At 72.6% G+C, this 26,352-nt stretch carries 21 protein-coding genes; 9 read left to right on the forward strand and 12 right to left on the reverse strand.

Features of this window, described 5'->3' with window-relative positions; genetic code table 11:
- On the reverse strand, positions 1–677 hold a 677-nt coding region (locus ABZZ79_RS20885), incomplete at its 3' end, for an adenosylhomocysteinase (RefSeq protein WP_356690822.1).
- A gap of 349 nt (positions 678–1,026) precedes the next feature.
- Here ABZZ79_RS20885 and lepB point away from each other — a divergent pair.
- Positions 1,027–1,722 carry a signal peptidase I gene (gene lepB, locus ABZZ79_RS20890; RefSeq protein WP_356690824.1) on the forward strand — a complete coding sequence of 232 codons (696 nt, stop codon included), beginning with the start codon at positions 1,027–1,029 and terminating at the stop codon, positions 1,720–1,722.
- A 95-nt stretch (positions 1,723–1,817) separates the two neighbouring features.
- On the opposite strand, the gene ABZZ79_RS20895 is transcribed toward lepB, so the two are convergent.
- The 6 genes from ABZZ79_RS20895 to ABZZ79_RS20920 all read right to left on the reverse strand — a co-directional run bounded on the left by ABZZ79_RS20895 (position 1,818) and on the right by ABZZ79_RS20920 (position 7,826).
- Positions 1,818–2,795: a cation diffusion facilitator family transporter gene (locus tag ABZZ79_RS20895; RefSeq protein WP_356690826.1), complete on the reverse strand. Its 978-nt coding sequence runs from the start codon at positions 2,793–2,795 to the stop codon at positions 1,818–1,820.
- A gap of 124 nt (positions 2,796–2,919) precedes the next feature.
- On the reverse strand, positions 2,920–4,071 hold the full coding sequence (manA, locus tag ABZZ79_RS20900) for a mannose-6-phosphate isomerase, class I (protein ID WP_356690828.1): 1,152 nt from the start codon (positions 4,069–4,071) through the stop codon (positions 2,920–2,922).
- A 74-nt stretch (positions 4,072–4,145) separates the two neighbouring features.
- Positions 4,146–5,273, reverse strand: coding sequence for an SIS domain-containing protein (locus ABZZ79_RS20905; RefSeq protein ID WP_356690830.1), 1,128 nt, complete (start codon positions 5,271–5,273; stop codon positions 4,146–4,148).
- Between the two features lie 90 nt (positions 5,274–5,363).
- Positions 5,364–5,534: a Trm112 family protein gene (locus tag ABZZ79_RS20910; protein ID WP_007382472.1), complete on the reverse strand. Its 171-nt coding sequence runs from the start codon at positions 5,532–5,534 to the stop codon at positions 5,364–5,366.
- 335 nt (positions 5,535–5,869) lie between these two features.
- The gene (locus ABZZ79_RS20915; protein ID WP_356690833.1) at positions 5,870–7,234 is read right to left on the reverse strand and encodes a phosphomannomutase/phosphoglucomutase; all 1,365 of its coding nucleotides are present in this window, start codon (positions 7,232–7,234) and stop codon (positions 5,870–5,872) included.
- Positions 7,235–7,409: 175 nt separating this feature from the next.
- The gene (locus ABZZ79_RS20920) at positions 7,410–7,826 is read right to left on the reverse strand and encodes a DUF3499 domain-containing protein (protein WP_356690835.1); all 417 of its coding nucleotides are present in this window, start codon (positions 7,824–7,826) and stop codon (positions 7,410–7,412) included.
- A 297-nt stretch (positions 7,827–8,123) separates the two neighbouring features.
- Here ABZZ79_RS20920 and ABZZ79_RS20925 point away from each other — a divergent pair, with 297 nt between their 5' ends.
- Positions 8,124–8,573, forward strand: a complete 450-nt coding sequence (locus tag ABZZ79_RS20925; RefSeq protein WP_356691156.1) for a metallopeptidase family protein — start codon at positions 8,124–8,126, stop codon at positions 8,571–8,573.
- A 40-nt stretch (positions 8,574–8,613) separates the two neighbouring features.
- On the opposite strand, the gene ABZZ79_RS20930 is transcribed toward ABZZ79_RS20925, so the two are convergent.
- The 3 genes from ABZZ79_RS20930 to ABZZ79_RS20940 all read right to left on the reverse strand — a co-directional run bounded on the left by ABZZ79_RS20930 (position 8,614) and on the right by ABZZ79_RS20940 (position 14,144).
- Positions 8,614–10,095 (reverse strand): DUF5719 family protein, encoded by a 1,482-nt coding sequence (locus ABZZ79_RS20930; protein WP_356690837.1) that lies wholly within the window; start codon positions 10,093–10,095, stop codon positions 8,614–8,616.
- The gene (locus ABZZ79_RS20935; protein ID WP_356690839.1) at positions 10,092–13,700 is read right to left on the reverse strand and encodes a glycosyltransferase family 2 protein; all 3,609 of its coding nucleotides are present in this window, start codon (positions 13,698–13,700) and stop codon (positions 10,092–10,094) included. Before ABZZ79_RS20935 ends, ABZZ79_RS20930 begins: the two co-directional genes overlap by 4 nt.
- A gap of 180 nt (positions 13,701–13,880) precedes the next feature.
- Complete coding sequence (locus tag ABZZ79_RS20940) at positions 13,881–14,144, reverse strand: WhiB family transcriptional regulator (RefSeq protein ID WP_010986447.1); 264 nt, start codon at positions 14,142–14,144, stop codon at positions 13,881–13,883.
- A gap of 714 nt (positions 14,145–14,858) precedes the next feature.
- On the opposite strand from ABZZ79_RS20940, the gene ABZZ79_RS20945 reads away from it, so the two are divergent.
- The 4 genes from ABZZ79_RS20945 (at position 14,859) to ABZZ79_RS20960 (ending at position 18,785) form a co-directional block, all read left to right on the forward strand.
- Positions 14,859–15,389: a cysteine dioxygenase family protein gene (locus ABZZ79_RS20945; protein ID WP_356690841.1), complete on the forward strand. Its 531-nt coding sequence runs from the start codon at positions 14,859–14,861 to the stop codon at positions 15,387–15,389.
- Positions 15,390–15,422: 33 nt separating this feature from the next.
- Positions 15,423–16,382 carry a 2-phospho-L-lactate transferase gene (gene cofD / locus ABZZ79_RS20950; RefSeq protein WP_356690843.1) on the forward strand — a complete coding sequence of 320 codons (960 nt, stop codon included), beginning with the start codon at positions 15,423–15,425 and terminating at the stop codon, positions 16,380–16,382.
- Positions 16,379–17,686, forward strand: a complete 1,308-nt coding sequence (locus ABZZ79_RS20955) for a coenzyme F420-0:L-glutamate ligase (protein WP_356690845.1) — start codon at positions 16,379–16,381, stop codon at positions 17,684–17,686. Before cofD ends, ABZZ79_RS20955 begins: the two co-directional genes overlap by 4 nt.
- 91 nt (positions 17,687–17,777) lie before the next feature.
- Positions 17,778–18,785: a DNA-3-methyladenine glycosylase 2 family protein gene (locus ABZZ79_RS20960; RefSeq protein ID WP_356690847.1), complete on the forward strand. Its 1,008-nt coding sequence runs from the start codon at positions 17,778–17,780 to the stop codon at positions 18,783–18,785.
- Between the two features lie 441 nt (positions 18,786–19,226).
- On the opposite strand, the gene ABZZ79_RS20965 is transcribed toward ABZZ79_RS20960, so the two are convergent.
- Both ABZZ79_RS20965 and ABZZ79_RS20970 read right to left on the reverse strand, forming a co-directional pair.
- Positions 19,227–20,309, reverse strand: a complete 1,083-nt coding sequence (locus tag ABZZ79_RS20965; RefSeq protein ID WP_356690849.1) for an NDP-sugar synthase — start codon at positions 20,307–20,309, stop codon at positions 19,227–19,229.
- 187 nt (positions 20,310–20,496) lie between these two features.
- The gene (locus tag ABZZ79_RS20970; RefSeq protein ID WP_356690851.1) at positions 20,497–21,918 is read right to left on the reverse strand and encodes a peptidoglycan recognition protein; all 1,422 of its coding nucleotides are present in this window, start codon (positions 21,916–21,918) and stop codon (positions 20,497–20,499) included.
- Between the two features lie 152 nt (positions 21,919–22,070).
- Here ABZZ79_RS20970 and ABZZ79_RS20975 point away from each other — a divergent pair, with 152 nt between their 5' ends.
- The 3 genes from ABZZ79_RS20975 to ABZZ79_RS20985 all read left to right on the forward strand — a co-directional run bounded on the left by ABZZ79_RS20975 (position 22,071) and on the right by ABZZ79_RS20985 (position 26,256).
- Positions 22,071–22,829 (forward strand): TIGR03089 family protein, encoded by a 759-nt coding sequence (locus ABZZ79_RS20975; protein WP_356690853.1) that lies wholly within the window; start codon positions 22,071–22,073, stop codon positions 22,827–22,829.
- 205 nt (positions 22,830–23,034) lie between these two features.
- The gene (locus ABZZ79_RS20980) at positions 23,035–24,252 is read left to right on the forward strand and encodes an LCP family protein (RefSeq protein WP_356690855.1); all 1,218 of its coding nucleotides are present in this window, start codon (positions 23,035–23,037) and stop codon (positions 24,250–24,252) included.
- 252 nt (positions 24,253–24,504) lie between these two features.
- Positions 24,505–26,256 carry an LCP family protein gene (locus tag ABZZ79_RS20985; RefSeq protein WP_356690857.1) on the forward strand — a complete coding sequence of 584 codons (1,752 nt, stop codon included), beginning with the start codon at positions 24,505–24,507 and terminating at the stop codon, positions 26,254–26,256.
- Positions 26,257–26,352: the final 96 nt, after the last annotated feature.

Here is a 26,352-nt window from a genome sequence, read left to right on the forward strand (position 1 = left end):
AGCAGAACCCCGTCCCGCTGCATCTCGTACAGACGGTGCACACCCGTCGTGGTCTCCTCCGTCACACCACGGATCTCCGACGCCAGCTGGGTCCACTTCTGCGGGGTCTCGGCGACCGTGCGGTTGAGGAGCTCCAGGATGACGCGGTGCTCGTCGGACTCGGCTGTGTCGGGCGAGGGGACCTGGCCGTCCTTCTCGTACTCGACGCCCTTGTGGACGAGGAGGGTGGCGTCGCCACCGTCGTCCAGGATCATGTTCGGGCCGCCGGTGGGGGTGTTCGGCCAGGTCAGCGCCTGCTCCGTGCACCACCAGTACTCCTCCAGCGTCTCGCCCTTCCAGGCGAAGACCGGGATGCCCTGGGGGTTGTCCGGGGTGCCGTTCGGGCCTACGGCGATGGCGGCGGCCGCGTGGTCCTGGGTGGAGAAGATGTTGCAGGAGGCCCAGCGGACCTCGGCGCCCAGGGCGACCAGGGTCTCGATCAGGACGGCGGTCTGCACGGTCATGTGCAGCGAGCCGGTCACGCGGGCGCCCTGGAGGGGCTGCGTCTCGGCGTACTCCTGGCGGATCGCCATCAGGCCGGGCATCTCGTGCTCGGCGAGGGTGATCTCCTTGCGGCCGAACTCGGCCAGCGAGAGATCGGCGACCTTGAAGTCCTGTCGGTTGTCGACAGTCGTCATTGCGAGCTGCTCCTCGGGATTGGGGCGAGGTGGGTAGGGCTGATCTGCGCGGCGGCGGACACAGGGGTGCCCGAGAGGACACAGGCATGCCCGCGTGTGCGCAGCGCAGTCCGTCGGAGGCCCTCTCTCCCTCGGACGATCCGTTCAGGGACCGCCCGACCGCCATCAGCAGCGACGTCTGGCTCCATCCCAAGCTACACCGGTGTACCCGGCCGCCCCCAGTCCACCTCCGAACACATCCGGCCGATCACTGGCCGAACACTGCCCGTTCCCTGGCCGTTCTCCAGTGGCGCGTCGCGGGCCAGGCACTACTGTCGGCGGCCGTACGCGGGCATGGAGGGGCGGTTTCATGGAGCTGGCGCGCAGGCTGTCGGTGACGGGGTGGGTGCTGGGAGTGGTGGGCCTGCTGCTGGTGGTCGGCAGCGTGGTGGGGGCGTGGGCGGGTCGCCAGAGGGTGGTGGTGGACGGCGAGTCCATGGCGCCGACGTACGCCGTCGGGGAGAAGGTGGTCGTCGACGAGTCGGTCGACGGGAGTGAGATCCGCCGGGGGGATGTGGTGCTCTTCTCGGCGCCGGAGGTGCAGGGCTTCGACGCCCTGGTGGTCAAGCGGGTCATCGGTGTCGGCGGCGACCGCGTCGAGTGCTGCGCGGGTACGGGGGCGGGGCAGCGTCTGCTGGTCGACGGCCGGCCGCTGGAGGAGCCGTACGTCGCCGACGGGATCGTGGACGGCAGGGGGCCCGGCGGGGCGAACGAGCCGTATGTGGTGCAGGTGCCCGAGGGGCGGCTGTTCGTGCTGGGCGATCGCCGGTCGAACTCCAACGACTCGCGGTTCTACCAGGGCGGGCAGGGCGGCACGGTGCCCGTGGCGGCCGTGCGGGGCCGGGTGGTGGACGGCTGGAGGGCACCCGTGGCTCTGATCGTGCTCGGGCTGGTCGGGCTGGTCCTGGCCCTCGCGGGTCTGGTGAGCGGCAGGGCCGCGCGGGAGGCGCGCCGTCGGGGCACGGTCCCCGCGCCGCCGTGGCCGGTGGGGCCGCTCGGGGTGTGAGCGGGAACGGCGACGGGCCCGTCGAGGAGACCGACGGGCCCGCGCGGACGAACGGCGTGACGCGGCAGGTGAGTGATCCGCGTCAGTGATCCGCGTCAGTGGTCGGCGGCCTGGGCGGGGCCGCCCGGGGTCGCCTCGCGGTCGGGGCCCTTGGCGGCCTCGGCCGCGCTGTAGACGTCGGGTTCGAGGTAGATGACGCGGGCGATCGGGACGGCCTCGCGGATGCGGGTCTCCGCGGCGTCGATGGCCCGCGCGATCTCGGTGGCGGTGCCGTCGTGCCGTACCGCGATCTTGGCGGCGACCAGCAGCTCCTCGGGGCCGAGGTGCAGGGTGCGCATGTGGATGAGGCCGGTGACGGTGTCGCCGTCGACGACGGCGGCCTCGATCTTCTTGACCTGCTCGACTCCAGCGGACTCGCCGAGCAGCAGGGACTTGGTCTCGATGGCGAGGACGACGGCGATCAGGACGAGCAGGACGCCGATGCAGACCGTGCCGATGCCGTCCCAGACGCCGTCACCGGTGATGAGGGCGAGGCCGACGCCGCCCAGGGCGAGGACCAGGCCGACAAGGGCGCCGAGGTCCTCCAGGAGCACGACGGGCAGCTCGGGTGCCTTGGCCCGGCGGACGAACTCCGTCCAGGAGAGGTTGCCGCGCAGGCCGTTCGACTCCTTGATGGCCGTGCGGAAGGAGAACGACTCGGCGATGATCGCGAAGACGAGGACGCCGACCGGCCAGTACCAGTGCTCGATCTCGTGCGGGTGCTTGATCTTCTCGTAGCCCTCGTAGAGGGCGAACATGCCGCCGACGGAGAACAGGATGATCGAGACGAGGAAGGCGTAGATGTAGCGCTCACGCCCATAGCCGAAGGGATGCTGCGGGGTGGCCTCGCGCTGGGCCCGCTTGCCGCCGACCAGGAGCAGGGCCTGGTTGCCGGAGTCGGCGAGCGAGTGGACGCCCTCGGCGAGCATCGAGGACGAGCCGCTGAAGGCGAACGCCACGAACTTCGATGCCGCGATCGCGAGGTTGGCGGCGAGTGCCGCCACGATCGCCCTGGTTCCACCTGACGCGCTCATGTGTTCGCGTTGTCCCTTCGTACGCAGTCCGGGGCATGGCCCACGGCTTTGCCCGTCCTTTGCCGGTGGGTCATTGTTGCAGCACCGTGCGACACGGGTGCGCCAGGCTGTGGATGACGTTAGTTCAGGCGACGACGGTGGCCCGGAAGAGGGTTCCGGTACCGGACACATCGGTCCTTTCGTTCGCCGGGACGAAGACGGAGGCGCCGGGGCCGAGTTCGTGCTCGCCGACACGGACGGTGCCGGCCGTGCAGAGCAGGATCTGCGGTGTGGCGCGCGTGAGGTCGTGGGCGGCACCGGCGGGCGGGAGGACGTAGCGCGAGAGCCGGAACTCGTCGATGGGGGTCTCGTAGACCTCCTCGCCGTCCGGGGCGGCCTCCGGGCGCAGGACGCCGGCGTCGGCGGCCTCGAAGCGGACGATGCGCAGGAGTTCGGGGACGTCGACGTGCTTGGGCGTCAGGCCGCACCGCAGGACGTTGTCGGAGTTGGCCATGATCTCGACGCCGAGCCCGTCCAGATAGGCGTGCGGGATGCCCGCGCCGAGGTAGAGGGCCTCGCCGGGCTGGAGGCGGACGTGGTTGAGCAGCATGGCGGCGATGACGCCGGGGTCGCCCGGGTAGTGGTGGGCGATGTCGGCGTACGGGGTGTACGCCCCGCCGAGGCGGGTGCACGCGGCGGTGGCCTCGGCGACCGTGCGGTGCATCTCCTCGGGGTCGGCGGAGAGGATCGCGGTGAGGACCTCGCGGAGGGCGGCTTCCTCGGGGTGGGCGTGCAGCAGGTCGACGTAGGGCTTGAGGGAGTCGACGCCGAGGCCGTCGAGGAGGGCGGCGGTCTCGACCGGATCGCGGAAGCCGCACAGGCCGTCGAACTCGGTGAGGGCACAGATCAGTTCGGGCTTGTGGTTGGCGTCCTTGAAGTTGCGGTGCGGGGCGTCGAGGGGGATGCCGCGCCGCTCCTCGTCGGCGTAACCCTCCTTGGCCTGCGCCAGGTTCGGGTGGACCTGGAGGGAGAGCGGGGCGCCGGCGGCGAGGATCTTCAGCAGGAACGGCAGGCGGGGGCCGAACCTGTCGACCGTCGCCTCGCCCAGCTCGCGCACCGGGTCCGCCTCGATGACCTCGACGAGCGTGCCGCGCCCGGTGCGCGAGGGCGCGCCGGGGTGGGCGCCCAGCCACATCTCCGCCTGCGGCGCACCGGTCGGCTCCACGCCGAGGAGCTCGGGGATGGCGGTTGTGGAGCCCCAGGCGTAGGGGCGGACGGTGTTGTCGAGGCGGTCCATCGCTGTCTGCTGCTCTCTCTGCGTACGACGCGGGTTTGCCTCCGCGTACGACGGTCAGGGCGTCCTGGCCTACATCAGGCTCCCGAGGCGAGCGCCAGGTAAACGGCGGCGAAATCCGTGATGGCGATCAGTTCAGCGAGGGTCTCCAGTTCGTCGCCGGAGCCGGGCTCCAGCTCGCTGATCGGCGTGTCGTGGCTCAGGGCCAGCTCGCGGGCGGCCGGGGCGGCGGTGAGGCCGCCGATCGGGCGGTCGCGCAGCAGCACCACGCGCGCGTGCAGCGCGGGCGCCTCCTCGACCCGGTCGCGGAAGAAGTCGTCGGGGTCGGCGCTGGCGGCGAGCGGCCCGGCGAGCAGGGCGCTGTGTGCGGCGAGCGCCTCGGGGAGCTCCCAGACCAGAGCGGGGCGCCCGGCCAGCTCGGCGAGCGCGGAGGCGAAACGGCGGCCGGCCGGTCCCGCGGAGTCACCCTCGGTCCAGATCACCGGGAGCGCGTCGGCGAGTTCGGCGGCGAGCGTCTTGGCGGGGTTGCTGTACGTCGCGATGGCCGGGCCGCAGCGTTCGGCGATGCGGTCGAGGCGGTCGGCGACCTTCTCCAGCGATTCCGCGGGGGCGGTGACCAGGCCGATGCGGTCCAGCAGCGCGAGCAGCGGGGTGAGCAGGGCCCACAGGACGCCGGGGGCGGAGGCCGCGAGCGGTTCGTCCGCCTCGTACGGCGCGGTCGCCAGGGGCACGAACAGGCCGTGCGACTTCGCCACGGCGTCGCTGAGCGGGGTGCCGGCCGGTGCTACGGCGACGACGGTGCAGCCGCGCCGGTAGGCCTGCTCGGCGAGCAGCGACAGGCCGGGTTCGGAGCCGTCGGGGGTGGTGATCAGCAGCAGGTCGACCGAGCCCGCCCAGCCGGGCAGTTCCCAGCGCAGGGCGCCTGCGGCGGGGGCCACGCCGGTGGGGGGCAACCGGGTGACGGGGCTGCCGGGGCCGGCCAGCGTGCCGAGCAGGTCGGCGACGCAGATGGCGGCGAGACCCGGGCCCGCGATGAGGACGGCGCGCGGGCGGCCGTCGGGTTTGAGCTCGCCCACACCGGCCTCGGCGGTGTGCCGGGCGGCGGTGCGGACCCGGGCGCCGGCTTCGGCGGCGCCGCGCAGCAGGGCGCGCTGGTCGGCCTCCGCGAGAGCGTCCGGGGTGTCGAGCAGCGATTCGTCGAGCATGGGCGGAAGCCTCCGGTCGCCAGGTCGGTGCGGGGTGCTTGCGCGGGCCTTTGCGGGGGCCGAGTGGGGCGTACGAGGGTGACGCGCGGCTTACGCGGGGCGTCGGGCCTCGTCGACGAGGAGCACGGGGATGCCGTCGCGGACCGGGTACGCCAGACCGCAGTCCTGGCCGGTGCAGATCAGCTCCGTGTCCTGCTCCTTGAGGGGCGCGTGGCAGGCCGGGCAGGCGAGGATCTCCAGAAGGCCGGCTTCGAGCGGCATGGGGGCGTCCCTTCGGGGGTGCGGCAGGCGATGCGTATGTGCCTGGTCAGCGTACCGCCGTGAGGGATGGGGCGCGGGGGTACGACAGTCGCGGGGGCGGGGGCATGAGGCAGCACCCTTCACGAGGCCCCGAACCACACACGCCCTCAGGCGCGCGAGTACGACGGCCGCGAAGGCGCGGACCTGAGGCAGCACCCTTCACGACGCCCAGAACCACACACGCCCTGAGGGGCGCGGGGAACTGCGCGACCAGCCACGACGAGAGCCGCACTCGCCCCGCACCCGCGCCCGCACGCCCCATCCCGCAGAGCCAGGCCGAGCCGCGCAGCGAACCGTCAGCCCCGAATGATCGACAACGCCTCGTCGCGGACCTTCGCCATCGTCGCCTCGTCACGCGCCTCGGCGTTCAGCCGCAGCAGCGGCTCCGTGTTGGACGGCCGGACGTTGAACCACCAGTCGGCCGAGGAGACGGTGAGCCCGTCGAGCTCGTCGAGCGTGACCCCCTCCTGCCCCTCGAACACGGAGCGAATCGCGGCGAGGCGGCCGGCCTGGTCGACGACGGTGGAGTTGATCTCACCGGAGCCGGCGTAGCGGTCGTACTGGGCGACGAGGCCGGACAGGGGGCCCTCCTGGCCGCCGAGGGCGGCGAGGACGTGCAGGGCGGCCAGCATGCCCGTGTCGGCGTTCCAGAAGTCCTTGAAGTAATAGTGCGCGGAGTGCTCTCCGCCGAAGATCGCGCCGGTGCGGGCCATCTCCGCCTTGATGAAGGAGTGACCCACGCGGGTGCGGGCGGGCGTGCCGCCGTTCTCCCGCACGACCTCCGGGACGGTCCAGGAGGTGATCAGGTTGTGGATGACCGTGCCCTCGCCGCCGTTGCGGGCGAGTTCGCGCGCGGCCACCAGGGCGGTGATGGCGGACGGGGAGACCGGGTCGCCGTTCTGGTCGACGACGAAGCAGCGGTCGGCGTCGCCGTCGAAGGCGATGCCGAGGTCGGCGCCCTCCTCGCGCACGCGCGCCTGGAGGTCGACGATGTTGGCCGGGTCCAGCGGGTTGGCCTCGTGGTTGGGGAAGGTGCCGTCGAGCTCGAAGTACATCGGCACCAGGTCCAGCGGCAGTCCCTCGAAGACGGTGGGTACGGTGTGGCCGCCCATGCCGTTGCCCGCGTCGACGACGACCTTCAGGGGGCGGATGGAGGTCAGGTCGACGAGCGAGCGCAGATGGACCGCGTAATCCTCCAACGTCTCGCGCCGGGTGACGGTTCCCGCCTTCGCGGCCGGGGCCGGGGCGCCCGACTCGCTCCACCTCTCGGCGAGTTCACGGATCTCGGTGAGGCCGGTGTCCTGACCGATGGGGGCGGCGCCCGCACGGCACATCTTGATTCCGTTGTACTTGGCGGGGTTGTGCGAGGCGGTGAACATCGCGCCGGGCAGGTTCAGCGCGCCGGACGCGTAGTAGAGCTGGTCCGTGGAGCACAGGCCGATCTCGGTCACATCGACACCGAGGGCGGCCGCGCCGCGGGCGAACGCGGCCGCCAGACCCGGCGACGAGGGGCGCATGTCGTGCCCGATCACGATCGCGTCGGCGCCGGTCACCTGGGCGAAGGCGGCACCGAAGAGTTCGGCGAGCGGCTCGTCCCACTGGTCGGGGACGACACCGCGTACGTCGTACGCCTTCACGATCTGTGACAGATCAGCAACCACGGCCAACCCTCCTGAAAGTCCTGTCGGTCACCTCAAACTACCCGTACCGCACAGGCGGGCGCCGGTTGCTCCACTTGATTGGACCGGCGGGCGACGGCCGAGGCCGGGTCCGTGCGGCGACCGAGGAGGGATCCGGACGCGCAGGCGAGGGAACCGCGTCAGCAGTCGGGCGAGGTCAGTTGTCCGGCGAGCGCAGGACGCGCAGATGGCCGCGGCGGGCGACCTCCATGGGGTCCGCGGCGCGGCCGCCGGCCTGGGCGGCGCGCTCCTGCGGGCGGGCCGCCTCACGCACCGCGTTGGCCAGCGCCTCCAGGTCGTCGCCGCTGGGGCGGGCCGGGGCGGAGCCGTCGAGGAGACGGACGACCTCCCAGCCGCGCGGGGCGGTGAGGCGCTCGGAGTGCTCGGCGCACAGGTCGTAGCAGTGGGGTTCGGCGTAGGTGGCGAGCGGGCCGAGGACCGCGGTCGAGTCGGCGTAGACGTACGTCAGCGTCGCGACGGCGGGTCGGCCGCAGGCGGTGCGCGAACAGCGACGTACAGGGCTCACGACGTTGGACGGTACCGCACTCTTGAGCGGGCCGCGACGACTCTCCACCAGGTCACTCCCCCGTGTCGTGTTGCGGAACTTCCCCCGAACCCTCCTCGTCATACCCCGCTGACCTGCACGGACACACCCATTCCGGGGAACTTGGGACCTGGCGGCCGGTCACCTCTCGGCATAAACCGCGTCATTTGGCCTGAGTTCGACGGTCCCGGAGAGATACGGAATCGAGCCCAAGCTTGGCTGGAATGGTCAACCTGCGACACGTTCTGCGGGGGTGGCCGGATGCCGCCCCGCCCAAGGCGTGGGCGCGGGGCACTCGCGAGGGGCGGGGACTAGGCTTCCTCAGTGATGGACACCCCCGTACCGCCCCGTGCCACCGGCCCCGGGCCCCGCCGTCGTGACCGCCACGGCAGGGGCATGCGTGGCCCGATCGCGCCGCCGCAGGTGCCGCTCGCCGCGAGCCGGGCCGAGCTCTTCGCGGATCTGGTGCAGGACTCCGTGGAACGCCTTGAGCGGCGCTGGCCGCAGCTCGCCGACATCGACTTCCTCGTGCTGGAGGTGCCGAGGCTCACCGGGCCGGGCGACTCCTGGCACGACGAGCCGGTCCCGCTGGGCGGCACGATCGCCGCGCGCGAGGGACACCCCGCGCGCGTGGTGGTCTACCGGCGGCCCGTGGAGATCCGCACCAAGGGGCGCGACGAGCGCGCCGCCCTGGTGCACGAGGTCGTCGTGGAGCAGGTCGCCGAACTGCTGGGGCTGACACCGGAGACGGTGGATCCGCGCTACGGCGAGGACTGACGCCCTCCGCCGGTCCGGGGACCGACGGCCCCGGGACGGGCTAGCGCTGGAGCACCGACAGATCCTGCTCCGCCTCCGGTACGGCGACCATGCCGCGGTCGTCCGGCAGGGTCTGCACGGTGAACGCCGACAGACCGTCCTGGTCCGTCTCCAGGGTGCGGGAGGCGTACACCGGGCCGCCCGACACCGGTTCGACGGTGAGGGCGAAGGTGCCCTTCAGGCCGCTCGGCACCGGCAGCGTCACATTCTGGGTGGTGCCGGGCTTGAGGTGGAACGTCTCCGTGACGGCGGTGCCGCCCTCGGTGCCGGCCGAGGCGGTCACCTCGACCTTGGCCTCGCCCGCGGGGGCGGTGAGCGACAGGGTGGTGCCCTTCGCGGTGTTGGCGACGGCACTGGCGCGCGTGCCGACCGGCCGGGCCGCCGCGACGAACGCCGTCTCCTGCCGGTCGCCCTTGCCGCGCACGATCCGTACGGCGGCGACGACCGGCACCGAGCGGTCCGTGGGGCTCAGCACCAGCGAACCGGCTTCCCCGCGCGTGATGTCGCCGAGGTCGACCGCGCTGGTCATGCCCGACTTCACGTGCAGCGTCTCCTGCCCGGCGGGCGTGATCAGGCCGGTCGGGGAGGCGAGGCGGACCTTGAGGTCGGCGTCGGTGCCGCCCGGGGTGAAGGCCACCAGGCGCACGGACGTGGCGTCCTCGGGGATGCCGGGCAGCACGAGGGTGTCGGCTGCGTCGGCGGACGCGGCGAGCCAGTCGCCGCCGAGCTTGTCGTCCAGGGCGAGCATCGCGGCGCCGACGCGGCCGCTGCGCACGACGACGTGCACGGTGACGTCGGGGTGTGAGCCGTCGGTGAGGGTGGACAGCAGGACCGGCTCGGTGGACCTGGGCTTGACGGTGATGCCCTCGGCGACCGTGGACTCCAGCAGGCCGTCCTCGCCGTACAGCTGGATGTCGACGACGGCCGCGGAGTCGTCGGGGTTGGTCAGGTGGACGTAGTCGGTGCGGCCGTCGCCGGTGCTCGCGCCGGGGAACCAGAACTCGGTGTCGGGGGCGGTGCAGTTGACGCCCTGGAGGCCGCGGCCGGTGCCCGCGCTGACCTCGGTGGTCTGCTGGACGGTCCAGCCGGGCGCGGTGTTGCCCTCGGCGGTGCCGATCAGCGCGGGCGACTGGGCGCCCGAGGTGTCGCCGCTGACGGGTGTGCCGGGCTTTGCGGGCTTCACGACGGCCTTGGGGGTCTTCTTCGCGCGCTTGCCGCCCGCGTCCGCGGTGGCGGGCACCAGGTCGGCCTTGCCGTCCTTGCCGGTGCCCTTGGTGGCGGGCGTGAAGGACGTGTACGTCGTCTCGGCGAGGTCGGAGGTACTGGGCGCCGGGCACAGCAGGCTGGTGCGCTCCACGGGCAGGTACTCGGCCGCCTGGGTGGTGTCCGAGCCGGAGGCGTCGGGGGCGGTGAGCGCGCCCAGGCCGGTGACGGCGGCGAGCGCGGCCGTGGCGGCGATCAGGGACAGGGTCGTGCGGTTCACTGCTGGCTCCCGTCGGGGCGCTCACTGCCGTTGGCGTGCGGTTGGTCCTGGTGCGCCGGGTCGTACGCCATGTCGTAGCCCTGGGTGTACGTCTGGTCGTACGGCGCGGTCTGCGCGGTGCCTCCGTAGGCGTACGGGTCGTACTGGCCGGACTGGTAAGGGTCGGCCTGGTAGGCGCCGTCGTAGGTGCCTGTCTGGTACTGGTCGGCGTGACCGGCGTACTGGTCGGCGGTGTTCCAGGTGTCGTAGGACTGCTGCTGCGGGACGGCGGCCGGCGGCTGTTCCGGCGCGGGGACGGCGAACTCGTCCGCGGTGGCGGCCTCTTCGGCCTCGGCCTGGGCGCGCAGGCGGCGGGCGCGGCGGCCCTCTCCGGCGGTGGCCTGGGCCGGGACCGGCGTCTCCTCGGGCAGGTCGTCGTCGACGTCGCGGCGGCGGCCGGGCAGGGCGAGGACCACCAGGACGAGGGCGAGGAGACCCTGCGTCCACAGCCAGGCGGTGTGGCCGGTGGGGTTGTCGTAGGTGACGTCCAGGCGGCCGCCGGCGGCGGGGAGCTCGAAGCCCTGGGCCCAGCCGTCGACGGTGGTGCGGGTGAGCGGGGCGCCGTCGAGCGTGGCGGTCCAGCCGTCGGCGGCGCTGTCCGCCAGGCGCAGGACGCGGCCCTCGGACCCGGCCGGGAGGGTGGTGTGGATCTCGACCGGGCCGGCCTCTACGGGCTTGGTCTCGGTGCCCTCGGCCTGGACGATCGTGGCCCGCGCGACCTCGCGCTCGACCCGCCACAGGGCGCCGCCGTCCTTCTCGCTGAGGCGGGTCAGGCCGGGCGTGGCGTCCAGGACGCGGGCGATCTCGCGGGGCGCGCCCTTGTGGACGAGGACGTAGCAGACGGCGAAGTCGCCGAGCTGGGTGGCCTGGTCGGCGCCGGAGCCGGCGACGAGGTTGGCGACGACCTTGTCCAGGCGGTCGTCGCGGCCGTCCGCGGCAGCGAGTTCGGCGTCGCCGAGGCGGGCGCCGGAGCCGCGGACCAGGGTGTAGTCGACGTGCGCGGCGGACGTGCTGTCGAGGACGAGGGTGCGCGGCTGGGCGCAGCCGGGGCCGTCCTCGGCGACGAACGCGGGTACCTGCAGGGCGTCGGGCCACCGGTCCAGGGGGCCGTCGGCGCCGCGGATCATCCAGCCGGCGGCGACGAGGAGCGGGCCCGCGGCGGAGGCGAAGGCGATCAGCGCGGCGACCGGCTGGCGCCAGCCGAAGTTCTGCTCGGCCACGCGTGCGCGTGCCCCGTCGGCGCCGAGGACGGCGGCCGCCAGGAGGGCGAGGCCGTAGACGAGGGTGGCCGGGCCCGCCCAGGTGGAGCGGTTGGACAGGACGGCGAGCAGCAGGCCGACCAGGGCGACGGCCCAGGCGGTGAGGATGGCGGGGCGGCGCTCGGCGCGCAGCAGGGCGGCGAGCGCGGCGAGGACGATGCCGATGAGCATCAGTCCGTCCATGGTGCCGGGTCCGCCGGGGCTGGCGCCGAGCAGGTCGAGCGCGGACGCGGACGAGGCGCCGTAGTCGAGGCCTGCCTCGGTGAAGAACCCGAACGGCAGGAGCGTCAGCGACCAGGGGGCCAGGATCAGCAGGGGCGTGCCGAGGTGGGCGGCGAAGCGCAGGCCGTGGGCGGTGATCTCGCCGCGGCGCACGGCGAGCAGGGCGAAGCCGAGGAGGAGCGCGGCGGGCCACACGATCGGCGTGAACGCGGTGGCGATCGTCAGCAGCAGCGCGTACGCCCAGGTGGCGCGCCAGCTGCCGCGGGCGCCCGAGGCGTTCGCGAGGCCGGCGGCCGCGATGCCCGCGCGGGCGATGAGCGGCAGCAGGACGGCGAGGACGGCGGTGCCGAGGCGGCCTCCGGCGAGGGCGCCGGTGGCGGCGGGCAGGAAGGCGTAGGCGACGGCGGCCCAGGCGCGCAGCAGCCGGGAGGTCACCAGCGGGCGGGAGGCGAAGTAGGCGCTGAGTCCGGCGAGGGGCACCGAGGCGACCAGCAGGACGGTGACGGCGAGTCCGGTGGAGCCGAACAGCACGGTGGCCAGCAGGGCCACGATCGCGAGGTAGGGCGGCGCGGTGGGGGTGCCGCCGGCGCCGACCGGGTGCCAGGTGTCGAGGTAGCGCGCCCACAGGTCGCCCGCGGTGGCGGGGGCGGGCAGCAGGGCGCCGCCCGCGAGGGCGCCGGTGCCGAGGAGTTCGCGGCAGGCGGCCAGCGAGGCGAGGAGCAGGACCAGGAACAGCACCGGCGCGGGTCTGCGCGCCAGGCGCTTGAGGCGGGCGAACTGCTCGACCTCCAGGAAGTCGGCGTCGTCGCCGCCGGGCCCGGACTCCACCGCGCCGCCGTGCCGTCCGGCTCCGGGGGCCGCTTCGGCGTCGGAGTTGCCGAAGAAGTTGCCCGCGACCTGTTCGACGGTGACGCGGACGGTCGCGCCCGGCGGCGGGAACAGCTGTCTGAACTCGCCCTTGTCGATCTGCGGGCTGCCCCGGCCGTGCCGCCCGGCGATGATCCGCTCGGGCCGCAGCAGCACGCTGAGCAGTCCGCGGATCTCATCGAGGGCCTGTCCGGGGGCCTTGCCGACGAGGTAGGCGAGGGTGCGCAGCAGGGTGCCGAGGACGAGCCGGAGCAGGACCCAGGGCAGCGTCGCGCTACGGGTGTTGACGAGCAGGGTGTAGACGGCGCCGGCCTTGTCGACCTTGTGCGGGGAGGCGGTGGTGCGTCCCGCGCAGTCGACGGCGCGGCGTTCACGGGAGGCTGCCTCGGCGTGCCGCACGACGGCGTCGGGGGCGACGAGGACGCGGTGGCCAGCGGCGTGGGCGCGCCAGCACAGGTCGACGTCGTCGCGCATCAGGGGCAGGCGCCGGTCGAAGCCGCCTAGCTGTTCGAAGACGTCGCGGCGGATCAGCATGCCGGCGGTGGACACCGACAGGACGGGCCGGACGTGGTCGTGCTGGCCCTGGTCCTGTTCGCGGCGGTCCAGGCCGGTCCAGCGGCGGCCGGAGTTGGCGATGGAGACGCCGACCTCCAGGAGCTGGCGCTTGTCGTACCAGCCGCGGAGCTTGGGACCGACCACGGCGACGTCGTCGCGGCCCAGTTCGAGTTCGTTCTCCACGACGCGCAGCAGGTGGGCGAGCGCGTCGGGTTCGGGGGCGCAGTCGTCGTGCAGCAGCCAGAGCCACTGGACGGGTTCGCCGTGCGGGAGCTCGGGCAGGTCGTAGGCGTCGTCGCGCCAGGTGCGCGTGACGGGGTCCCAGCCGCTGGGCCGCTTCAGATACGGCAGGTCCTCGGGTGAGAGGTGGGGGGCCGTGCGGTGGGCCTCCTCGACGGCCTGGCCGAAGCCGGTGCGGCGGGCGAGGTGGAGCACCCGGTCGGGGCCGAGGGCGTCGGTGACCAGCCGCGCGGAGTCGTCGGCGCTGCCGGTGTCGGCGGCCATGACGTACTGGACGGGGCGCTCCTGGCCGAGCAGGGCGGCGAGCGCGTCGGGCAGCCAGCGGGCACCGTCGTGGGAGACGATCACCGCGGTCACGACATGGCGCGGGAACTCTGGTGTGGCGGTGCCGTTTTGCGCCGCCGTGTGGCTGTGCACGGACATCGAGGTACGGGCCCCGGTTCGCTGGACTGCGGTGGACGCCTGCGTCTCCTCGTGTGTCGAGGGGACAGCGGGGCGTCTCGGACGAGCGACCACACTATCGGCTGGGCATGACAGCGGCCCGCCGCCTGTGGACAACCCACTTGCGACGGGCCGTTGGGTCCGTGTTTTTCGTGCGCTCGTTCAGATGGCGGCCTTCTTGAGGCGTCGGCGCTCGCGTTCGGACAGACCGCCCCAGATGCCGAAGCGCTCGTCGTTGGCGAGGGCGTACTCGAGGCACTCGGAGCGGACCTCGCAGGCGAGGCAGACCTTCTTGGCCTCACGGGTGGAGCCGCCCTTCTCGGGAAAGAAGGACTCGGGGTCGGTCTGGGCGCACAGCGCGCGCTCCTGCCAGCCGAGTTCCTCGTCCGCGTCGTCGACCAGCAGTTGCTGCACCAGCTCGGTCATGTGCGCCCCTCGTCTGTCTTTCGCGTCCCCGTGATCTAGCCGTTACCGATTCCGGCTGAACGACACGAGTGAAATTACAAGTGTGCTGCTCCGGGCGAGTCAAGCCGAGATCTGCTATTGGGCCCCTTATTCACTCTGCGGAACCAAGGCCGTGCGGAAAGTGTTCAAATCGCCATAAACCTTGACACGCAGATGGGATCCCCGTGGGCCTCCGGCCCCGCACAGACCTGTACGGAGGAGGACGCCCGGACGTTCGATCTCGTTCCGGCACGCGCGCCGAAGCGAACCGGATCACAGCGGGATCACGGGATCGCAACGAGACCCGCCCGCCCGGTTGTGCGCCATGTGTCCCGGCGGGCGGTGGAACAAACCTTTCACCACACAGATGAACCGGATGAGGTGAAACATGTCCCACATACCGGGCGTCGAGTTGACAGTGATGGTGTGAACCGCTGTCCTAGTGGGCATGCTCGCGAACTCGGCACTCACCCCGACCCGCGCCGCCGGGTCCTTCGGTGCTGCCCTTGTTCGCCGTAGCTGTTGCTGTTGTCGCGGTTGTTGAGCCCGAAGAGCGCTCCAGCCGCACCCTGAGTCCACCGCGACTCGGCTGCTTGTTCCCGCCGCCCGGACCCGGGCACTCCTGTCCCCCGCGATCCGGGCGGACGGCCGCGACACCCAGCCATCCCCCACTTCCTCCGAGGAACCACCCCACCCATGAACAGCGACAGCGACCTCCAGATCGCCGGCGACATCCTCGAAGTGCAGCACCTGCTCCAGCCCGCGCGCGAGCACCCGGCCACCGTCGCCGAGTTCGTGGGACTCGCCCGCTCCATCGCCGCCGACCGCTCCCAGTGGGAGCACCTCGTCCAGTACGACGCCACCAGCCGCTGGTACCACCGGCTGCGCACCGGCCCCGGCTACGAGGTGTGGCTGCTGTCCTGGGTGCCCGGCCAGGGCAGCGGACTGCACGACCACGGCCGTTCCTCCGGCGTGCTGACCGTCCTGGACGGCACCCTCACCGAGCGCACCGGGCGCGACACGCGCGCGCTGGCGGCCGGCGGCCAGCGGGTGTTCGCCCCGGGCTACGTCCACGAGATCGTCAACGACGCTCTGGAGCCCGCGGTCAGCCTGCACATCTACCACCCCGGCCTGACCGAGATGCCGATGCTCCCCCAGTCTCAGCTTCACTCGACAGGGGGAACCCCCGACGCGCCCCACTGCGAGGCGCGCCCCGTGACCACCTGACCCGTTGTCGGACCCGCCTGCGAGACTTGGCCCATGCGCATTGTGGTTCTGGCAGGCGGCATCGGCGGTGCCCGGTTCCTGCGCGGTCTGAAGCAGGCCGCGCCGGACGCGGACATCACGGTCATCGGCAACACCGGGGACGACATCCATCTGTTCGGGCTGAAGGTCTGTCCGGACCTCGACACGGTGATGTACACCCTCGGCGGCGGCATCAACGAGGAACAGGGCTGGGGCCGTTCCGACGAGACCTTCCACCTCAAGGAGGAGCTCGCGGCCTACGGCGTCGGCCCCGAGTGGTTCGGACTGGGCGACCGGGACTTCGCCACGCACATCGTGCGGACCCAGATGATCGGCGCCGGCTACCCGCTGAGCGCGGTCACCGAGGCCCTGTGCGACCGCTGGCAGCCGGGCGTCCGCCTGATCCCGATGACCGACGACCGCGTGGAGACGCATGTGGCCGTCGAGGTCGACGGCGAGCGCAAGGCGATCCACTTCCAGGAGTACTGGGTCCGGCTGCGCGCGTCGGTCACCGCCGAGGCGGTCGTCCCGGTGGGCGCCGAGCAGGCCAAGCCCGCGCCCGGCGTGCTGGAGGCCATCGCGGAGGCGGACGTCGTCCTCTTCCCGCCCTCCAACCCCGTCGTCTCGGTCGGCACGATCCTCGCGGTGCCCGGCATCCGGGAGGCGATCGCCGAGGCAGGCGTGCCCGTGGTCGGTCTCTCCCCCATCGTCGGGGACGCACCCGTGCGCGGCATGGCCGACAAGGTGCTCGCGGCGGTGGGCGTGGAGTCCACGGCCGCCGCGGTCGCCGAGCACTACGGCTCGGGCCTGCTGGACGGCTGGCTCGTGGACACGGTCGACGCGGCCTCGGTGGAGCGCGTCGAGACCGCCGGCATCCGCTGCAGGGCCGTACCGCTGATGATGACCGACCTCGACGCGACGGCGCTGATGGCCCGCGAGGCGCTGGCGCTGGCCGAGGAGGTGCGGACCGTATGACCGAGGCGTCCGCGCAGGGCTACCGCGTCTGGGCCGTGCCCGGACTGCCCGAGGTCGCGCCCGGCGACGACCTCGCCAAGCTGATCGCCACCGCCGAGCCGGAACTGGCCGACGGGGACGTACTGCTCGTCACCTCCAAGATCGTCTCCAAGGCGGAGGGCCGGATCGTCGAGGCGGCCGACCGTGAGGCCGCGATCGACGCCGAGACGGTCCGGGTGGTGGCCCGCCGCGGCGCCCTGCGGATCGTCGAGAACCGTCAGGGCCTGGTCATGGCCGCCGCCGGGGTGGACGCCTCCAACACCCCTTCCGGCACGGTCCTGTTGCTCCCGGAGGACCCCGACGCGTCCGCCCGCGCGATCCGCGAGGGCCTGCGCGCGATCCTCGGCGTCAACATCGGGGTCGTCGTCACCGACACCTTCGGGCGACCCTGGCGCGCGGGGCTCACGGACGTCGCGATCGGCGCCGCCGGAGTGCACGTCCTGGACGACCTGCGCGGTGGCACCGACGCCCACGGCAACCCCCTCAGCGCGACCGTCGTGGCCACGGCCGACGAGCTGGCCGCGGCCGGCGATCTGGTCAAGGGCAAGGCGACGGGCCTGCCGGTGGCCGTCGTCCGCGGCCTGCCGCAGGTGACCGGCGAGACCGGGACGGGCGCCCGAGCCCTCGTCCGGGACGCCCACGACGACATGTTCCGGCTCGGCACCTCGGAGGCGATCCGCGAGGCGGTCACCCGGCGCCGCACCGTCCGCTCCTTCACCGACGAGCCGGTCGACCCCGGCGCGGTGAGACGGGCCGTCGCGGCGGCGATCACCGCCCCCGCACCCCACCACACCACCCCCTGGCGCTTCGTCCTCCTCGAATCCGCCGAGTCCCGCACCCGCCTGCTGGACGCGATGCGCGACGCCTGGATCGCCGACCTGCGCCGGGACGGCAAGACCGAGGAGTCCATCGCCCGGCGCGTCCGCCGCGGCGACGTCCTGCGCAACGCGCCCGGCCTGGTGGTCCCCTGCCTCGTCATGGACGGCTCCCACACCTACGGCGACGCGCGGCGCGACGGGACCGAACGGGAGATGTTCGTGGTCGCCACGGGCGCCGGCGTCCAGAACTTCCTCGTCGCCCTGGCCGGGGAGCGGCTGGGCTCGGCCTGGGTGTCCTCCACCATGTTCTGCCGTGACGTCGTGCGCGAGGTCCTCGGCCTGCCCGAGAACTGGGACCCCATGGGCGCCGTCGCGATCGGCCACCCCGCGGAGGAACCCCGCCCGCGCGCGGACCGGGACGCGGAGGCGTTCATCGAGGTGCGCTGACATGTGGCGCACGTCAATGCCCGAGTGGCCCCCGCCCACCCGCCGGGGCTCGTACGCTCGAAGAACCTCACCGGCTTCCCAGGGACCACTCGTGGCTGGACGCTTCGCTCCACGCCCCACGCGTACGACGGTGCGCGGGGGCCATGTCGCCGTACCCGGCGGTGTGCCGAGGCCGGCCGCGGGTCCCGGCCGGGTACGGACGTACGCCCCCGGCGGCCCCCTCGATCTCGGACTGGTCCTCGGACCGCTGCGCCGAGGTCCGGCCGATCCGACGTTCCGCGCCCTGCCCGACGGCTCGGTCTGGCGCGCCAGCCGCACCCCCGCCGGGCCGGGGACGCTGCGGGTGTCCCCGTGCGGCGGCGGCGAGATACGGGGCGAGGCCTGGGGGCCCGGGGCGGACTGGCTCCTCGGCCGGCTCCCGGAGATGCTCGGCTCGGCCGACGACCCGGACGCCTTCGCTCCACGCCATCGGCTGCTGGCGACGGCCCGGCATCGGCGGCCCGGGCTACGGCTGACCCGGACCGGGCTGGTGCTGGAGTCGCTGATTCCGTCGATCCTGGAGCAGAAGGTCACGACCGACGAGGCGTATCGGGCGTGGCGGCTGCTGGTGCGGAAGTTCGGGGAGCCGGCGCCGGGGCCCGCGGCGGGCGGCCGACTGTGGGTCATGCCCGCGCCGCGGACCTGGGCCCTGATTCCCTCCTGGGAGTGGCATCGCGCCGGCGTCGACGACAAGCGGGCGTCGACCATCCTGCGGGCGGTTCGCGTCGCCGCGCGGATGGAGGAGGCCATGGGGATGGCGCCTGAGGCCGCCCAGGCGCGGCTCGAACTGGTGCCTGGTATCGGGCCCTGGACCTCCGCGGAGACCGTGCAGCGCAGTCATGGGGCGGCCGATGCCGTGACGGTCGGGGACCTTCATCTGCCCGGCATCGTGGGGTGGGCGCTCGCCGGGGACCGGCACGCCGACGACGACGTCATGCTGCGGCTCCTGGAGCCGTACGCGGGGCAGCGGCATCGTGCCGCCCGCCTCATCCTTCTCAGCGGCCGAACTCCCGCCCGCCGGGCGCCTCGTATGCCTCGCGGCGACATCGGGCGGCTGTGAGGGGCACGGCTGGGTCTGCGCTGCGGCCGGGGGGTTGCTCGGCTCGGCGCCACGAGGTTCCGCTGGGCGGGGCTGAGGCCGGGGAGTTGCTCGGCGCGGCGCTATGAGGTTCCGCTGCGCGGGGCTGAGGCGGGGGCGGTGCGCAACTCGGCGCTGCAACGTGCCGCCGCGCCCACCCGTGCCGCCCCCAGCGCACGCATGCCCCCGGCCACGGCGCTGCGCAGCCCAAACCAACGGGCGTAGAGACGTCGCGTACGGCGCGGCTGAGGCGGGGGACGGTGCGCAACTCGGCGCGACGAGGTGCCGCCGCGCCCACCCGTGCCGCCCCTAGCGGCACGCATGCCCGCGGCTGGGTGTGGCGGACCGGGGACGGACACCACCCGCCCCGGCCCCCCGCACCCCCCACCCACGTCACGCGCTGCCGCAACGGACAGGGGCGCCCTACTGATCCGACGAGAAGCGGAGCGACCCCGCTGGGATGCGGGCGTCGCACCACACCCGGGCCCCCTCGCGGAGTTCGTTGTCGGCGCCGATGACCGCCCCGTCGCCGATGACCGTGCCGCTGAGGACGGAGCGCGTGCCCACGCGGGCGCGGTTGCCGATGAGGGAGTCGGTGATGACCGCCCCGGGCTCGATGACCGCCCCGGGAAGGATCGTCGAGCCGAACACCCGCGCGCCCTCCGCGACGAACGCCCCCTCGCCCACCACCGTCCCCCCGGCCAGCTTCGCGTCGGGTGCCACGGTCGCCGTGGGAAGGACCAGCCGGTCCCCGCACCGACCCGGCACCGCCGGGGACGGGGCCCGCCCCAGAACCAGGTCCGCGGACCCGCGTACGAAGGCGGCCGGAGTCCCGAGATCCAGCCAGTAAGTACTGTCGACCATGCCCTGCAGATGCGCCCCTGCCGCCAGCAGATCCGGGAACGTCTCCCGCTCCACCGACACCGGCCGACCCGACGGGATCGAGTCGATGACCGAGCGGCGGAAGACGTACGCCCCGGCGTTGATCTGGTCGGTGACGATCTCCTCGGGCGTCTGCGGCTTCTCCAGGAAGGCCAGCACCCGCCCCGTGGCGTCGGTGGGCACGAGCCCGTACGCACGAGGGTCCGTCACCTGCGTCAGGTGAAGGGAGACATCCGCGCCGGACCGCGCATGGGTGTCGACCAGCGCCCGGATGTCGAGCCCGGTCAGGATGTCGCCGTTGAAGACGAGCACCGGATCGTCGGGCCCGCAGTGCAGACGCGAGGCCACGTTCCGGATCGCCCCGCCCGTCCCGAGGGGCTCGTCCTCGGTGACGTACTCGATGTGCAGACCGAGCGCCGAACCGTCACCGAAGTACGGTTCGAAGACGTCCGCCAGATAGGACGTCGCGAGCACGATGTGCTCGACCCCTGCCGCCCTCGCCCGCGCCAACTGGTGCGTGAGGAACGGCACCCCCGCCGCCCTGACCATCGGCTTCGGTGTGTACACCGTGAGCGGGCGCAGTCGCGTGCCCTTGCCGCCGACCAGGAGGATCGCTTCTGTCACCTGTCGTCTCTGCTTCCTGCCGGGACCGGCCGAACTGTCATTCGGCCGGTCAGTGTATGCAGAACGTTGTCTGGCGCTCTCGACTGCCGGCGGTGTCGCGTCCCTTCCCCCCGACGGCGGTGAACATGCCCCCCGAACGTGCTCCCGGCATACGACGTATACCCCCCAAGCGGCTGGGGCCGGCCGGTCAGCGCCCCTGCAAGCGGGCCGCGTTCGTCCGGGCCGAACCGAGCTTGCCGTACAGCAGCCCGCCGGGGCACTGCGTGGCGAAGCCGTCCCGGTGACCGGAGATCACGTTCAGTCGTACATTCTTACCTTTTTGGTAGAGATTCCCGCCACCGGACGTGAGATAGGTCTTGGCACGCGGGTCCACTCCGTAGATGCCGAGCTTCCAGGCCGTCAGTTTCGCGATGGCGGTCACCGCGGAGGCCGACGGCTTGGAGGTGTTGAACGTGCCGAGCACGGCGATCCCCGTGCTTTTGGTGTTGAACCCGAGAGTGTGGGCGCCGAGAACGGCCTTCGCCACCCCGCCGGCACGGCCCTCGTAGATGTTTCCGCACTTGTCGACGAGGAAGTTGTAGCCGATGTCCCGCCAGCCCATGCTCTTGACGTGGTAGCGGTAGATACCGCGAATGACGGACGGCACCTGTGAGCACTGGTACTTGTTCCCGGATGCCGTGTGGTGCACGAAGGCCGCCTTGACCGACTTGGTGTAGACGAACTTCTTCTCGCGCAGCGACTCGTCCGCGCCCCAGCCGCGACGGGTGACGATGCGCGGCCGCGGCCCGATCTTGGGCTGGGCGCGCGTCCCGCCCTCCGGGAGCAGGGCCAGTTCCCGCTCCGTCGCGGCACGGCTCAGCGCGGGCAGCTCCGTGGCGCCGAGCGGTGCGAGCGGGGCGTTGGCGGCGGAGGCGAGGGCGGCGTCGGGACCGAGCGAGCCGGTACGCGGCGAGTCGGCGGGTACGACAACGGAAGCGGGTACGGCACCAGAGGCGGGGACGGCGCCGGACACGGGCGCCGCGTCGTCGGCCTGTCCGGGGTCGACGAGTTCGAGGCGCAGGCCCGACGGCAGCGAGGCCCCGGCGGTGGCGGTGCGGGCACCGCGGCCGGTCTCCTCGACTCGGGACTCGGCGACGGCCCGGACCCGGACCTCGACGCCGTCGGAATCGCCCACCCACAGCGGGGCGGTGGCGCCGCGGACCCGGCCGGTGACGCGCTCGGCGGTGTCGGGGTCGGCGGCGTGTTCATGGTTGTGGGTCTCGACGTCCTGCCAGCCGGACCACTCCCCCGTCATGGAGTCGCGGGTGCGGACCTGGACGCGGCCGTGCAGTTCGGCGTCCGGGTCGTCCCATACGACGCCGACGAGGGAGAAGTGGCGTACGTCGCGTCGGGTCAGGCCCTGTACGGCGGCGGAGCCGAGGGCACGTTCGGCGGCGAGCGGGACCAGTGGCAGGGACTGGGTCCGTCCGGGAACCGCGGCGGAGGCGTCGTCGGCCCGCTCCGCGGTCGGCACGGGGCGGGCCGTCGCCGTGGCTGCGGGCAGGGTCAGCGGCAGGGCCAGGGCGGCCGCGCAGGTGACGCCGATCGAAGAGGCAAGGAATCCACGCATGCCCCTGATCCTGGACATAGTCATACAAATCTGTCCATCGATGAGTTGACGGGCCGTCGGCCGCCGCTGGGCCGAACCGGTGGTATGCGCTGGGCCGAACCGGTGGCATGGCGCTGCGGCGCGGGCGCGTCGGCACGCGTACGCTTGCGCGGGTGAATGCCACCGACCGCACCCCTGCCGACCTGCTGCGTTCCGCGCTCGCCGCGGACCCCGCGCGACCGCTCGTGACCTTCTACGACGACGCGACCGGCGAACGCGTCGAACTGTCCGTGGCCACCTTCGCCAATTGGGTGGCCAAGACCTCGAACCTCCTCCAGGACGGGATGTCCGCCCAGCCGGGCGAGCGGGTGGCGCTTCTGCTGCCCGCGCACTGGCAGACGGCGGTGTGGCTGCTGGCCTGTTCCTCGGTGGGTGTGGTCGCGGACGTCGACGGGGATCCGGCGCGGGCGGACCACGTCGTGGCCGGTCCGGGCCGCTTCGACGAGGGCCTGGCCTGTGCCGGGGAGCGCTACGCGCTGTCGCTGGCGCCGCTGGGCCGGCGCTTCACCGGCGGACCTCCGGCGGGCTACGAGGACTACGCCGTCGAGGTGCCGACCTTCGGCGACCGCTTCGTCGCGTACGCGCCCGTGGACCCGGAGGAGCCCGCGCTGGTCGTCGCCGGGGCAGGGCTGACCGGCGCCGAGGTCGTGGAGCGCGCCCGCGCCGAGGCGGCACCCCTCGGACTGACCGGCCCCGGCTCCCGGCTCCTGTCGGCGCTGCCGTACGACACATGGGAGGGCCTGAGCGCGGGCCTGTACGGGCCGCTGGCCTCCGGCGGTTCGGTCGTACTGTGCCGGCACCTGGAGCAGGCGTCGGACGAGACGCTGACCAAGCGGATCGAGAGCGAGCGGGTCACGGCGACGGCGAGGTAACCCGACTGACCCGGCCCGCGAAGTAACCCGCCTCGGCCCCGACCCGCGACAGCTAGGCTGACCTGCGGCCCCGCCCCACGGGGCCGCAGGTCAGCCTCGCCCCTGTCCCCCGTTCGGCCCACCCCCACCCCGCACCCCGCCGCCATCCACGGCATCGTCGTAGGCACAGGACGAGACGCCCGGACGCCGTGAGGGGGACTCAGACGTGAGCGAGAGCACGGGTTCGGGTTCCGGGAGGCGGGGGGTCGTCGGGGCCGGGGCGGTGGCCTCGGGGCGGGGGCTCATACGCCGGCGGCGCAGACGCTGGGTGCGGGGGACCGCGATCGGCGTGACGGTCGTCGTCGTGGGGGCCGCGGCCGCGGGAGCGGTCCTGTACGCGAAGCTCGACGGGAACATCACCCCCGACGAGGCCGCCGCGGCGGAGCTCGCGCGGTACGAGAAGGAACGGCCCACCGCGCTGGTCAAGGGCGCGCGGAACCTGCTGTTGATCGGGTCGGACTCGCGCGCCGGGAGCGGGAACCGCAAGTACGGGCGCGACTCGGGCACCGAGCGCTCGGACACGACGATCCTGCTGCATCTGTCGGCGGACCGGCGCAGCGCGACCGCGGTGTCGCTGCCGAGGGACCTGATGGTGGACGTACCCGGCTGCCGCAAGCCGGACGGCACGCGCACCGAGCCGATGTTCGCGATGTTCAACTACGCGTTCGAGACGGGCGGCTCGGCCTGCACGATCCGAACGGTCGAGAAGCTGACCGGGATCCGGATCGATCACCACATCGTGGTGGACTTCAGCGGGTTCAAGAAGATGGTCGACGCCGTCGACGGCGTGGAGATCTGTCTGACGAAGCCCATCCGGGACAAGGCGGCCAAGCTGCGGCTGCCCGCCGGTCGCGTGCGGCTGAACGGCGAGCAGGCCCTCGGGTACGTCCGCGCCCGCAAATCCATCGGCAACGGCAGCGACACCGACCGCATGGACCGCCAGCAGCGTTTCCTCGGCGCGCTCGTCAGCAAGGTGCGCAGCAACGACGTACTGCTGAATCCGGTCAAGCTCTATCCGGTGCTGGACGCGGCCACGTCCTCGTTGACGACGGACCCCTCGCTGGCGAGTTTGCGCGGTTTGTACGAACTCGTGCGCGGCGTGCGCGACATCCCCACGGAACGAGTGCGGTTTCTGACCGTCCCGCGGGAGTCGTACGCCTACAACCCCAACCGCGACCAGCTCGTGGAACCGGCCGCCGAGAAACTGTTCGCCCGGCTGCGCAGGGACGCGCCGATCAACGTCTCCAAGGAAGCTCCGCGGGATTCCGCGACGGACAGCGATCCGGATTCGCAGTCGTACGATCACTCCGAGTACGGCGAAGACTCCTCTTCCCCCGCCCCCACGTTCCGCGGAAACACCGCCGCCGAGGACGACTGCGGGTAAAGCCATCCCCAAGTAGTCCGGCCCGGACGAACGCGCGTTCAAGGAATTGGGCGGGATTGCCCGGTTGTATGGGCGTGGAATTTGTCACCGTCGTCGCCCCACGCTGAACTGGGCGGATAGTGTGAGCGCTTCCGGTGCCCCCGGCACAGCGACCTACCCGGTCCTGTCCGGGGTCGCGCACTGTTTGTACGAGAGCCGAGCGCCTTTGAGGGGGAAGGCGCCGCGTGGCCCCGACGGAGGATTCGGACAACCGTGGACGCGCAAGGCCGTGGGCGGGCGGACAACATCGATCCCGCAGACCAGTGGGTGCTCAATCCGGACACCGGCGAATACGAACTGCGACTGGCCAATTCCGCAGCGCAGTCGGGCGTGCCCGGACCGCGGGCGGCAGCGCGCCGTGCCGCGCAGGGTGCCGCCCGTTCGCGGACGCCCGCGCCGGGCGGCCGCACCGCGCCCGAGGCGCCGGGCCGTGAGGGCGCGCCGGGCCGCGAGGTCCCGCCGCCGCGCAGACGGCGCACCGCACCCGAGGAGCCGCCGGGGCGGCGCGGGCGGCGTACGGCGAAGAAGCCCAGGGGCAAGAAGATCCTGATGTGGACCGGCGGCACCATGGCTCTGGTCCTGGTCGCCGTCGGCACGGCGGGCTACCTCTATCTGAAGCACCTTGAGGGCAACGTCAACACGACGGACGTCGGCGACGCGGCCGCGAGCAACTTCAGCAAGGACGAGGCCTTCAACATCCTGCTGATCGGTACCGACAAACGCACCGGCGAGGGCAACGAGGGCTACGGCGACAAGGGCAGCTCGGGCCACGCCGACACCACGCTGCTGCTGCATGTGGCCAAGGACCGGTCGAACGCGACAGTGCTGAGCATTCCGCGCGACTTGATCCTGGACATCCCGGACTGCGAGACCAAGCAGACGGACGGCTCCTTCGCGACGATCCCGGGCGCCCACAATCGTTTCGGCTACAGCCTGACAGTCGACGGCCGCGACGCCGGCTGCACCATGCGCACCGTGCACGACCTGACCGGCGTCAAGCCGGACCACTTCATGTTGGCCGACTTCAACGCCATCAAGACGCTCACCACGGCCGTGGACGGCGTCGACGTGTGCGTCGAGAAGGCCGTGAACGACCCCAAGTCGCATCTGAAGCTCCCCGCCGGTCCCTCCACCATCGAGGGCGAGCAGGCGCTGGCGTTCGTTCGCACCCGGCACGCCTGGGGCAACATGGGCGACCTCGACCGCATCAAGGTGCAGCAGCAGTTCCTGGCCTCGCTGATGCGCAAGATGTCCTCCAGCGACACGCTGACCAGCCCCACGAAGCTGGTGAAGCTGGCGGAGGCGGCCACCGAGGCGCTCACCGTCGACAAGGCCATCGGCGACGTCGGCACGCTCAAGGACATCGCACTGGAGCTGAAGAAGGTGCCGATGAAGAACCTCTCCTTCACGACCGTCCCGGTGAAGGACAATCCGGCCGAGACGGTGAAGGCGACGGTCGTCCTCGACGAGACCATGGCACCGCCGATCTTCGACGCCATCAAGAACGACGTCTCCTTCACCGAGGTCAAGCAGAAGAAGAAGCAGGAGAGCGCGGCACTCGCGGCCCGGCTGAAGGGCACCAAGGCCCCCGCCTCCGACGTGCGGGTGCAGGTCCTCAACGGCGGGGCGGCCGACGGCTCCGCGCAGAACACGCTCAACTGGCTCCAGTTGAACGAGGGCGTCACCAAGTCGGAGAACGGCGGCAACGCGCCCGCCGATCTCGCCAAGACCACACTGGAGTACGCGCCCGACCAGGCCGACCAGGCCCGTGCGCTCGCCGCGATCATGGGGCTGTCCGGCGCGGCGATGAAGCCGGGCGAGAGCGTGACCAACTCCCAGGGCCTGCCGACGATGACACTGACCCTGGGCAAGGACTTCAAGGGGGCGGGGATCCCGCTGACCGGTCAGGCGAAGATCGACGTGAAAGACAAGACCACGGCGGACAAGGTTCAGTGCGCCAGCTGACGAGGCCCCGGCCGGGAAGTTGAGCGCCGCAGGCGACCAGACGGGCCTGTCACGCGTCTGACAAGACGCATGGCAGGCCCGTTCGATGGCCGCGAG

It is taken from the genome of Streptomyces sp. NPDC006458 (assembly GCF_040612135.1).
In the GTDB taxonomy this organism is placed as follows: domain Bacteria; phylum Actinomycetota; class Actinomycetes; order Streptomycetales; family Streptomycetaceae; genus Streptomyces.